Here is an 11,282-nt window from a genome sequence, read left to right on the forward strand (position 1 = left end):
ACCTCATCTTGAAGTCGTTTTTCTATATAATTTGTAATTATTTTAACTGAAAATATTCCATTTCAAGCCAAGTTGAAACTTGAAATCTCGGTACGGAACATTTGGCGCTGCAAAATAATCAGGTTGTTTTGTAAACGATGCATTGATATGCTCACCACGAATGTAAAAACGCATATTACGAACCTTGAAATTGATAAAAACATCCAAAATAGGATAACCACCAATCTCTTGTATACTTGCTGGATCTTGCAATGCAAATTCGTTCAGAATTGGGATGTAACGCAAACCATTGTATTTCGTAAAATATGTTGCATTAATACCAGCTTGTAATTGAGCATTCTTATTGAATAATTCTCCTTGCCAATACAATGTTTCACGAATCAAGAAATCTGGTAAAGGCATATATTCTTCGTTTTTCGTTACTTTTTGATATTGTGCTGTCGAAACTAAATTAATCTTTCCGAAACGTAAATGATTTTCACCTTTTATCTTGAAATAATTAATATTATCTGTCAATTGTTTATAAACCAACAATTCGTTTAAATATACTTTATTGTCAATATTATAAATTGAGGCTTCTAAGGTTGTGTTAACTTTATCTAACTTTAACTTTGCAAAAAGATTTTGAATATTTTCGGTTTCAAATTTATTAACGTAGTTAAAATTATTAAAGAAACTTTGATTGTAAACTGCATTCAACGAAGGAAGTTTTGACTGAATAACCGCTCCAGCACTCAATGTATAACCTTCTATCGGCGTCACATCTAAAACCGCATCTACATTGTAAACACTTTTGTAATTATCAGATTGCAGATATTCAACATTTCCGTAAAGTTTCAATTTTTCATTCCAATCAAAATCCACTTTTCCAACAACTCCAAAAAGATTTTCCTCTATTTGCTTTGGAACTGCAACAATCGTCATGGCTTGATCAGCAAAAACGCGCAAATTCTGGAATTTAACACCAGCCTCTATCTTCACACGATCTGTCCACTGAAAACCAGCAGTTGTCGTATTGGATAAATCTGTAAAACTCTTTTTACTTCTATAATCCATTCCTGTAATAATCGGTGTAGAATATAAAGTTCCGTTTGGTGACGTATCCTCGTAGCGATATTTTTGTTTTTCATACGAAAATTTATTCTTCAATTCAATTGGATTATAAAAAGTCGAATCTTTTTCATTCATTTTTTTTAAGATTCCGTACGAAGCATTCAATTCAATTCGACGTGCATCAAATTCAGATTTTGCTGTCTGCGAATTCACGGGAATATTACGAACATTTGTCATTCTGCGATCATCTTGCAAAATAAAATCGTTGATATCTTCTATTCCACCGTTCTCATTATTTTTCAGATTTTGTGCTGCATAGTTCCACCACAATTTGAAACGTTCCGATTTTGTTTTATAATTTGATGAAAAAACAAAGGTATTATTCTGCGCTTTTTCATGACGATAACGACCTTCAGAAATTAATCCACGATAATGAAACGTATAATTGAATTGCTTGTTGAAATTATGCGAAAATGTTGAAGACAAAAAGTTACCTTCTTTAACACCATTCTCGTAAATAAACTCGGTATATGGCGTTTTGACATCATAATATTTGATATCATTTGCATAATAATAATTGTATTTTTTACCAGTTGGTAACATCGACGGATTGAATGGCGTATTTTGATACTCCAAATCCACCACTACACCACCAACATTCGGAAAAAATAATTTTCCGAACGCATCATTGCGAATAAAATTTTGATTATAATAGTTTTTGATACTTAATGTCGTATCCAAAACCTCTGGTTTTCTGCCATTTGTCCAAAACTTATAATCGTCTATTTTGGTTTTATAATATGTAACCGAATCATTTGTTGATGATCCTTTTAATGGTTTTAAAACTTTTATTGAATCCTCCTGAGCTTGCGCTACAACAGCTCCTAATAAAAATAAACCAATGATTGTTTTTTTCATCCTGTTGAATAAATCCTTACAAAAGTAATCTAAAATTGAGAGATACAAAAAAACCCACTTATTTCTAAGTGGGTTAAATATTTTATAAATCTTTCTTAAAAAGTGAAAGTTGTTCCGTCAGCGCCGTCTTTTAGTTGGATACCTAATGCACTTAATTCATCACGAATTTGATCTGATAATGCCCAATTTTTATCTACACGTGCCTGATTACGCATTTCGATTAGCATTTTTACAACACCATCTAATTTATCTGAACTTTCGTTTGCAGCTTCTGTATCCAAACCTAAAACATCATGAACAAAACCATTCATAATTGCTTTTAAACGTTCTAAATCTTCTGCTATAATATTCTCGAAACTATCTTTGATTGAATTAATCATTTTCACTGCATCAAATAAATGTGCGATCAATATCGGCGTATTGAAATCATCATCCATTGCGGTATATAATTTCGTTTCTAATTCATCAATATTAACGGTAGATGTTTTCTTTGGCGTAATTGTTTCTAATGTTTTTAATGCTTCAACCAAACGATTATATCCCTTTTCGGAAGCTAACATTGCATCATTCGAAATATCTAAAACACTGCGATAATGCGCTTGTAAGAAACAAAAACGTACAACAGCTGGATGAAATGGTTTTTCGAAGAAATCATTTTCACCATTCACTAATTGCATAGGTAAAATGTAATTTCCAGTCGATTTACTCATACGCTGACCATTCATCGTCAACATATTCGCATGCATCCAATATTTTACTGGTTCGTGACCATTAGAACCTTTTGCTTGCGCAATTTCACATTCGTGGTGAGGGAATTTAAGATCCATTCCTCCTCCGTGAATATCAAAATAATCTCCAAGATATTTTGTGCTCATCACTGTACATTCTAAGTGCCAACCAGGGAAACCATCTCCCCAAGGAGAAGCCCAACGCATAATGTGAGCAGGCGAAGCGTTTTTCCAAAGTGCAAAATCCACTGGATTCTTTTTCTCTCCTTGCCCGTCTAAATCTCTTGTATTATTGATTAATTCTTCGATGTTACGGTTACTCAATTCACCATAATCAAGTCCTTTTTTGTTGTAAGCTTCCACATCAAAATAAACTGATCCGTTTACTTCATAAGCAAATCCTAAATCAATTAATTTTTCTGCTAAAGCAATTTGTTCTAAAATATGACCTGTCGCTGTAGGCTCGATTGTTGGAGGTAGTAAATTAAATTTTTCTAAAACTTTATGAAAATCAACTGTATACTTCTGTACGATTTCCATTGGTTCTAATTTCTCTAATTTAGATTGTTTTACAAAACGATCATTTTCTACATTTCCATCATCCGTTAAATGTCCAGCATCAGTAATATTACGAACGTAACGAACTTTGTAACCCAAAAATTTTAGGTAACGATAAATCATATCAAACGACATAAACGTACGTACATTTCCAAGATGCACATTACTGTAAACGGTAGGTCCACAAACATACATTCCAACATTATCTTGATTAATTGGTTCGAACGTTTCTTTCTGTCCCGTTAAGGAATTATGTAATTTTAATTGATTTTCTTTTACCATTTTATAGGATTTATAATTTAAACATTGAAAGGAGTTTTCATTCCGATGTACGAAATAAACTCTTTTCTTAATTGCTCACTTTCTTTAAAAGCTCCACCAAATTCAGCTGTTACAGTACTTGATTCGATATCTTTAATTCCGCGCGAATTTACACACAAATGTTTCGCATCAATAATACATGCAACATCATCAGTTCCCAAAGCTTCTTGCATTGCTTTCACAATTTGCATTGTCAAACGCTCTTGTACCTGCGGACGTTTTGCATAATATTCTACAATACGATTCATTTTAGACAAACCGATTACTTTCCCTTTCGAGATGTAACCAACATGTGCACGTCCAACGATTGGTAAAAAGTGATGCTCGCAAGTCGAATAAACCACGATATCCTTTTCAACCAACATTTGATTGTAGTTATATTTATTTTCGAAAGTTGACATTCCAGGCTTACGCTCTGGCAATAAACCACCAAAAATTTCTTTTACGAACATTTTCGCAACACGTTTTGGCGTTCCTTTCAAACTATCATCTGTTAAATCTAAGCCTAAAGTTTCCATGATGTTACGGAAATCCGCTTCTATCTTTTCCACTTTTTCTTCAGCAGACAACTCAAAGGCATCAGCTCTCAAAGGCGTTTCTAAGTTTGCTGAAATATGGTCGTCCCCTATTTCGTCATGAAGATGTTTATCACACATTACATAAAAATTTTAGCAAATTTATAAAAGATAGTGTTATAAAACCTTATCAAATCTCAATTTATTACATCTGAAATGATTTCTATCTTTTATCAAATCAATGAAAAGATTATCTTTGAAGTATCACAAATTCGAAAAAATGATCAAGAAAACTTACGGTATCGATTTTCTTTCGTTCGAGGATTACAAAGGAATCAAAGAAGGAAACATCGAAATTGAACTTAATGAAGCGAGTAAACAACAAATCTTAAAATCGCAACAAAATGTTGCTAAAATAGTTGCTTCTGGACAAACAGTTTATGGAATTAATACTGGTTTTGGACCACTTTGCGACACTAAAATTTCGGAAGAAGAAACGCGTCAACTTCAACATAATTTATTAATCAGTCATGCGGTTGGTGTTGGAAATCCAATCAAGAAAGAAATTTCTAAAACCATGTTAATTGCAAAAGCACATGCTTTATCAAAAGGATATTCTGGTGTGACTTTAGATGTTGTGGAACGAATTTTACTAATGGTCGAAAAAGATATTATTCCGGTCGTTCCTGAAAAAGGATCTGTTGGAGCATCTGGAGATTTAGCGCCATTATCACATTTATTTTTACCATTAATTGGTGAAGGAAAAGTTTGGGATGGCGATACAATTGTTTCGACAAAAGAAGCTTTGGCTAAACATAATTTACAACCTTTACATCTTTCTGCAAAAGAAGGTTTAGGATTAATCAATGGAACACAATTCATTTTATCTCATGCCTTAAACGGATTAGAAAAATTCGAATATTTATTGAATTTAGCTGACGTTGCGGGTGCTTTATCACTGGAAGCATACGAAGGTTCGCCTCGTCCATTCGAAGAAGAATTGCATCAAGTCCGTCCATTCAAAGGAACTTTATTGGTTGCAGAACGTATGCGAAATTTATTGAAAGGTTCTGAAATTGCTTTCTCTCATGCAGAATGTGGTCGTGTACAAGATCCATATTCGTTACGCTGTATGCCTCAAGTTCATGGTGCATCACGAAATGCTTTTTTTCATTTGCAAGAATTAGCAGAAATCGAATTAAATTCTGTAACAGATAATCCAATTGTTGTTTCGGACGAAGAAGCTATTTCTGGTGGAAACTTCCACGGACAACCATTAGCAATGGTGTTAGATTACGCAACAATTGCAGCTTCAGAATTAGGAAATATTTCGGATCGTCGTCAATATTTATTGATCGAAGGAAAATATGGTTTACCAAAATTATTAACCGAAAGCTCTGGTTTAAATTCTGGTTTCATGATTCCTCAATATACCTCAGCCGCACTTTGTACAGAAAACAAAACATTGTGTTTCCCTGCATCGGCAGATAGTATTCCGACTTCTTTAGGGCAAGAAGATCACGTTTCGATGGGAAGTATTTCTGGACGAAAATTCAACCAAGTTTTAGACAATGTAGAACGTGTTTTAGCAATCGAATTAATGTATGCTTGTCAAGGTTTAGAATTTAGAAGACCACGTAAAACAAGTGCATTCTTAGAAGAAGTTTTCGCAAAAGTTCGTTCAGTTTGTCCAAAATTAGAAGACGATCGTTTGATTGGAGATGATATCAACAATATTATTGATTTATTACAAACAGATGATTTCAAGAAATTAATTTTAAGTTTCTAAGTTATCCTTGTCATCCAGAGCCTGTCGAAGGATAAGCTATTATAATGTAGATAATTTACTATAATTAGAAAAACTCTTCGACAAGCTCAGAGTGACAATAACAACAACGACAGTCAAGTAAATGTCATTCCGACGAATGGAGGAATCTTTTAAAAATTAGAAATAAAAAGAATGGATATTTTACAAGCTATATTAGATTTTTTCAGTGTTACAAGTTATAAAAGTGATAATTCTAAAAAAGACAAAGCAGTACTTTTTTTAATGATTTCTACTTTTTTATCTATTGCTCTTTTATTTTCTGTAAACTCAATTTATGAAAAAAATAATATTTTACTAATCATAGTTTTATTGATTATTTTCAGTTTAATATTAAGTATTTTAATTATTCTTAGTTTAATCAAATTAAAAATAATTCAACCAACAAACTTTAGTAATTTTATATTATATCTCGTTGGTTTAATATTACTTATTGGAAGTTCAACTTTATTTTTTATTGATTATTTTAAAATTATTAATTAAAAACCTAATGTTCAAACTCGATAAAAAATCATTCATCATAGCAATTATTATCTTTTTGATTGAAGTAATTATTGCGTTGTACATCAAAGACAAAATCATTCGTCCTTTTGTTGGTGATATTTTAGTCGTGATTTTCATTTACTATTTTATCAAAGCATTTATCAACACAAAAGCGATTAACATTGCAATTTTTACGTTGATTTTTTCTTTTATTGTAGAAATTTTACAATATTTTAATTTTGTAGAAATGATTGGTTTAGGACATAACAAAGCGGCTCGAATAATTATCGGAACATCTTTTTCGTGGATTGATTTACTATGTTATTTCGTCGGATTTATTCTATTATTTTTTATTGATAAAGATTTGATGAAAGAAATGTAATTTGAACGAGATTCCTCGACAAGTTCAGAATAACAACAAAAAATCATAAAACTTATAACGTTTAACGCAAAACATAAAAACACAAAAAAAATGACTTTTCAAGAACAAATAAAACAAGGTATTCCTTCTGTTTTACCTCAAAAAAAAGAGAGAGATCCTAATATAAGTCACGCACCAAAACGTAAAGAAATATTATCGGAAGACGAAAAAAAGTTAGCATTGAAAAATGCATTGCGTTATTTCGAGCCAAAAGATCATGCTGAATTAATTCCAGAATTTAAACAAGAATTGGAAAATTTTGGACGTATTTACATGTATCGTTTGATGCCTGATTATAAAATTTTCGCTCGACCAATTACAGATTATCCAGGAAATTCAGAACAAGCAAAAGCAATTCAGTTAATGATTCAAAATAACTTGGATCACGCAGTTGCACAACATCCAGAAGAATTAATCACCTATGGTGGAAATGGCGCAGTTTTCCAGAACTGGGCGCAATATTTATTAACAATGAAATATTTGTCTGAAATGACAGACGAACAAACATTGGTGATGTATTCTGGTCATCCGATGGGTTTATTTCCTTCTCACAAAAACGCTCCACGTGTTGTTGTAACGAATGGAATGGTAATTCCGAATTATTCGAAACCAGATGATTGGGAAAAAATGAATGCTTTAGGCGTTTCTCAATACGGACAAATGACAGCTGGAAGTTATATGTACATTGGTCCGCAAGGAATTGTACATGGAACTACTATCACAGTTTTAAACGGATCTCGTAAAATAGATGATAACGGAACAGCAGGAAAATTATTTGTTACGGCTGGTTTAGGCGGAATGTCAGGTGCGCAACCAAAAGCGGGAAATATAGCAGGTGTTGTTTCTGTTACTGCCGAAGTGAATCCTGCTGCGACATACAAACGTCATGAACAAGGTTGGGTGGACGAAGTAATTACAGATTTAGATAAATTGGTTGCTCGTGTTCGCGAAGCCAAAGAAAATAAAGAAGTTGTTTCCATTGCTTATGATGGAAATGTAGTGGATGTTTGGGAAAAATTTGATCAAGAAAATGTTTACGTTGACTTAGGATCAGATCAAACCTCTTTGCATAATCCATGGGCTGGCGGTTATTATCCTGTTGGATTATCATTTGATGAAGCCAACGATATGATGGCAAACAATCCTGAATTATTCAAAGAAAAAGTTCAAGAATCGCTGCGTCGTCATGCAGATTCTGTAAATAAACACACAGCAAAAGGAACGTATTTCTTCGATTATGGAAATGCCTTTTTATTAGAAGCTTCTCGAGCTGGTGCAGATGTAATGGCAGAAAACGAAATTGATTTCAAATATCCATCTTATGTACAAGATATTATGGGACCAATGTGTTTCGATTTTGGATTCGGACCTTTCCGTTGGGTTTGTACTTCAGGAAAACCAGAAGATTTACAAACAACAGATGAAATTGCTTGTCAAGTTTTAGAAGAAATCATGCAACATTCTCCAAAGGAAATTCAGCAACAAATGCAAGATAATATCACATGGATAAAAGGTGCACAAGAAAACAAATTAGTTGTAGGTTCGCAAGCTCGTATTTTATATGCAGATGCAGAAGGACGAATTAAAATTGCGAAAGCGTTTAACGATGCAATTGCGAAAGGTGAAATCGGACCAGTTGTTTTAGGTCGTGATCATCATGATGTTTCTGGAACAGATTCTCCATTCCGCGAAACTTCTAATATTTACGATGGTTCAAAATTCACAGCAGATATGGCGATTCACAATGTTATTGGAGATAGTTTCCGTGGCGCAACTTGGGTTTCTATTCACAACGGTGGCGGCGTTGGTTGGGGAGAAGTTATTAACGGTGGATTCGGAATGTTATTAGATGGATCTTCCGATGCTGAAAATCGTTTAAAATCAATGTTACATTGGGATGTGAACAACGGAATTGCTCGTAGATCTTGGGCAAGAAACGAAGAAGCTATTTTTGCTATAAAACGTGCAATGGAAGATGAACCTTTGTTAAAGGTTACATTACCAAATATAGTGGATGAAGAATTATTGTAAATAATATATCAAATTAAAAAAGCATCTCAATTGAGATGCTTTTTTAATTATTATTTCTCTACTTCATTATTTTGACTCATCTGATTAATTTTATCAATTTTCTCTTGAAGTTCTTTTGGAGTAAGTACTTTTTTAGGAATTAATTTAATAAAATCTGTAGACTTTTTCTCTTGACTAATCTCTTTCAAAAAATATCTTTTTTCCATCTTTCCACCACCCTCTTCAACTTTTTTAAACTTCTTAAATAATTCTACTACAACAAAGTTTTTGAACTGAAAATAATAAGGGCTTACCGTAATTCCATTCATTTTTGCTAACCAGATTTCGTAGTAAAACTCATCATTTTCGAAGATAAATTTCTTAGCTTGTAAACCTAAAATTTCTTTCATTTCCTTTGTAGGTTTCAAACCTTCTATCTTAATAGAATCCACCACATACGTATCACCATATTCAGCAAACTCATATGATTTATTATGTTCAAAATCGTTTAGTAACCAATTTGGTTCTGGATAAATTCGAACCGCATCATTCTGAGAGTTCTTTACTTTCTCTATTAATTTGACAAAAGAATAATTTTTAGAAGCTAACACTTCAAACTCATAAGATTCATTAAACGCGTTTACTATTTCTGGCAAAAAGTCTTTTGGTGTATTTTTCTTCATTTCATCATTGAAAATTGTTTCTTGGTGGATATCATACAAAAAACGATACGTATTTTCTTGTCCAAATAAATAAAAACTAATTCCAAAAAGAATGATGAATAAATGTTTTCTCATATTACTATTAATTTCCAAACAATTATATAAATAATAAGTATTTAACTCTTATAACAAAATCACAACTATGTATTAAAGTTTTAAATATAAATTTAACATTCAATCAATAATAAAAATTTACAAAACATTATTAATCTATGTTAATTAATACGTTACCAACTTCTTAACCTACATCAATATAATCAACTATTTAGCTTCGTAAATTTGTATAACAAAAATAAAAACATATAAAAAAATCATTATGAATACAAAAAAAATAGAAGCAGTAATTGCGCCAAGAGAGCCACATTTTGTAGGAGACGGTTTTAGAGTTCATAACTTCATTCCAAGTGGATATCATTTAGATATGAGAAGAATGGATCCATTTATTATGTTAGATTACAATTCAAAATTTCATTTTCCAGCAACAGACAAACCAAAAGGTGTTGGTGTGCATCCACACCGTGGTTTCGAAACGGTTACTATTGCTTATCAAGGAAGCGTTTCTCATCATGATAGTTCTGGTGGAGGAGGAACAATTCATCAAGGAGATGTACAATGGATGACAGCAGCTTCTGGTGTTTTACACAAAGAATATCATGCAGAAGAATTTTATAAACAAGGTGGAATTTTTCAAATGGTTCAATTATGGGTAAACCTTCCTGCAAAGGATAAAATGAGCACTCCAAAATATCAGGCGATCGAACATAAAGATATTCCTACTGTAGAAGTTGAAAATGGTTTTATCGAAGTTATTGCTGGGGAATACAACCAAACAAAAGGTGCTGCATCTACCTTTTCTCCTGTTAATATGCTGAATGCAAAACTGAATGAAGATGGAAAAGCTAATTTTAATTTTCCTGCAAATTACAATACCGTTTTATTAGTTATTGATGGAGAAGTAAAAGTGAACAACCAAGAAATTGTTCCAACGGATCATTTATTATTATTTACTAACGAAGGAGAAGATTTTACAATCGAAGCAACTGAAAATAGCATTGTACTAATTTTGAGTGGAGAACCTCTAAATGAACCAATCGCTTCTTATGGTCCTTTTGTGATGAATACACAAGAGCAAATTCGCGAAGCTTTTGAGGATTTTAATAACGGAAAATTTGGTACTTTAGAAGATTAATAAACAACTTCAAAAATAAAACTGATGGAAATTAAACAAATTGATGATAAAAAAAATGGAGCTTTTGTCGTTTTAGATGGCGATAAAAAAGCTGGAGAAATGACATATGTTTGGGCTGGTGATGATAAAATTATTATCGATCATACAGAAGTTGACGAAGCTTATGGCGGACAAGGTTTAGGAAAAAAAGCTTTATTAGCCTTGGTTGAATGGACAAGAAATAATAATATAAAAGTAATTCCTTTATGTCCTTTCGCAAAAGCGCAGTTTGATAAAAATGACACTGTACCAAAAACAGTGTAAGTATAAAATTCTGCTTGGGTTAAAATCGAGCAGAATTTGTTTTATACATTTAATATTTACATATTTATGGAAACAAAAGACCTATTTCCGGATGATGTTTTCAAACAGTTTAAAACTGGCGAGGAACTCCAAAACTATCCCAACGACTTACAAAAGCGAGGGAGTGAAAAAAAGTTAGAAGGTGAAGTAGATGCCCACCGGGATTACGCAAAGGATGATTTACGCCAGCAAGAGTG

Annotated in this window: 10 protein-coding genes; 6 read left to right on the plus strand and 4 right to left on the minus strand. The window is 32.4% G+C overall.

The annotated features are described in order from the left end of the window. Nucleotides 1–42: 42 nt before the first annotated feature. From B4J88_RS10230 to folE, 3 genes are all read right to left on the minus strand, one after another. Nucleotides 43–1,971 carry a putative porin gene (locus tag B4J88_RS10230; RefSeq protein WP_114997891.1) on the minus strand — a complete coding sequence of 643 codons (1,929 nt, stop codon included), beginning with the start codon at nucleotides 1,969–1,971 and terminating at the stop codon, nucleotides 43–45. Nucleotides 1,972–2,066: 95 nt separating this feature from the next. Next, nucleotides 2,067–3,539 (minus strand): cysteine--tRNA ligase, encoded by a 1,473-nt coding sequence (cysS, locus tag B4J88_RS10235; protein ID WP_291047639.1) that lies wholly within the window; start codon nucleotides 3,537–3,539, stop codon nucleotides 2,067–2,069. Between the two features lie 17 nt (nucleotides 3,540–3,556). After that, nucleotides 3,557–4,234, minus strand: coding sequence for a GTP cyclohydrolase I FolE (gene folE / locus B4J88_RS10240; protein ID WP_291067555.1), 678 nt, complete (start codon nucleotides 4,232–4,234; stop codon nucleotides 3,557–3,559). Nucleotides 4,235–4,334: 100 nt separating this feature from the next. On the opposite strand from folE, the gene hutH reads away from it, so the two are divergent. From hutH to B4J88_RS10260, 4 genes are all read left to right on the plus strand, one after another. After that, a complete protein-coding gene (gene hutH, locus B4J88_RS10245) occupies nucleotides 4,335–5,882 on the plus strand; it encodes a histidine ammonia-lyase (RefSeq protein WP_407932368.1) in 1,548 nt (515 codons plus the stop codon). A gap of 171 nt (nucleotides 5,883–6,053) precedes the next feature. Further along, on the plus strand, nucleotides 6,054–6,401 hold the full coding sequence (locus tag B4J88_RS10250) for a hypothetical protein (RefSeq protein ID WP_038335058.1): 348 nt from the start codon (nucleotides 6,054–6,056) through the stop codon (nucleotides 6,399–6,401). Between the two features lie 7 nt (nucleotides 6,402–6,408). Continuing rightward, nucleotides 6,409–6,783: a DUF2809 domain-containing protein gene (locus B4J88_RS10255; RefSeq protein ID WP_038335218.1), complete on the plus strand. Its 375-nt coding sequence runs from the start codon at nucleotides 6,409–6,411 to the stop codon at nucleotides 6,781–6,783. A gap of 90 nt (nucleotides 6,784–6,873) precedes the next feature. After that, on the plus strand, nucleotides 6,874–8,853 hold the full coding sequence (locus B4J88_RS10260; RefSeq protein WP_291067559.1) for a urocanate hydratase: 1,980 nt from the start codon (nucleotides 6,874–6,876) through the stop codon (nucleotides 8,851–8,853). Between the two features lie 50 nt (nucleotides 8,854–8,903). Here the strand turns inward: B4J88_RS10260 and B4J88_RS10265 are convergent, their stop codons facing one another. Continuing rightward, on the minus strand, nucleotides 8,904–9,629 hold the full coding sequence (locus B4J88_RS10265; RefSeq protein WP_219033831.1) for a hypothetical protein: 726 nt from the start codon (nucleotides 9,627–9,629) through the stop codon (nucleotides 8,904–8,906). A gap of 241 nt (nucleotides 9,630–9,870) precedes the next feature. Here B4J88_RS10265 and B4J88_RS10270 point away from each other — a divergent pair, with 241 nt between their 5' ends. Together B4J88_RS10270 and B4J88_RS10275 are read left to right on the plus strand one after the other, a co-directional pair. Continuing rightward, nucleotides 9,871–10,743 (plus strand): pirin family protein, encoded by an 873-nt coding sequence (locus tag B4J88_RS10270; protein WP_291067561.1) that lies wholly within the window; start codon nucleotides 9,871–9,873, stop codon nucleotides 10,741–10,743. Between the two features lie 24 nt (nucleotides 10,744–10,767). Beyond that, nucleotides 10,768–11,046 (plus strand): GNAT family N-acetyltransferase, encoded by a 279-nt coding sequence (locus B4J88_RS10275; protein ID WP_291067563.1) that lies wholly within the window; start codon nucleotides 10,768–10,770, stop codon nucleotides 11,044–11,046. Nucleotides 11,047–11,282: the final 236 nt, after the last annotated feature.

Origin of the sequence: Empedobacter sp. UBA5036 (genome assembly GCF_002415215.1) — a bacterium.
GTDB lineage: Bacteria > Bacteroidota > Bacteroidia > Flavobacteriales > Weeksellaceae > Empedobacter > Empedobacter falsenii_B.

Excerpts from the sequence above, each read along its gene's own strand:
- B4J88_RS10250 (WP_038335058.1), top strand. The coding sequence starts at position 6,054 with ATGGATATTTTACAAGCTATATTAGATTTTTTCAGTGTTACAAGTTAT.
- B4J88_RS10255 (WP_038335218.1), top strand. The coding sequence starts at position 6,409 with ATGTTCAAACTCGATAAAAAATCATTCATCATAGCAATTATTATCTTT.
- B4J88_RS10265 (WP_219033831.1), bottom strand. The coding sequence starts at position 9,629 with ATGAGAAAACATTTATTCATCATTCTTTTTGGAATTAGTTTTTATTTA.
- B4J88_RS10260 (WP_291067559.1), top strand. The coding sequence starts at position 6,874 with ATGACTTTTCAAGAACAAATAAAACAAGGTATTCCTTCTGTTTTACCT.
- B4J88_RS10275 (WP_291067563.1), top strand. The coding sequence starts at position 10,768 with ATGGAAATTAAACAAATTGATGATAAAAAAAATGGAGCTTTTGTCGTT.
- cysS (WP_291047639.1), bottom strand. The coding sequence starts at position 3,539 with ATGGTAAAAGAAAATCAATTAAAATTACATAATTCCTTAACGGGACAG.
- hutH (WP_407932368.1), top strand. The coding sequence starts at position 4,335 with ATGAAAAGATTATCTTTGAAGTATCACAAATTCGAAAAAATGATCAAG.
- B4J88_RS10270 (WP_291067561.1), top strand. The coding sequence starts at position 9,871 with ATGAATACAAAAAAAATAGAAGCAGTAATTGCGCCAAGAGAGCCACAT.
- folE (WP_291067555.1), bottom strand. The coding sequence starts at position 4,234 with ATGTGTGATAAACATCTTCATGACGAAATAGGGGACGACCATATTTCA.
- B4J88_RS10230 (WP_114997891.1), bottom strand. The coding sequence starts at position 1,971 with ATGAAAAAAACAATCATTGGTTTATTTTTATTAGGAGCTGTTGTAGCG.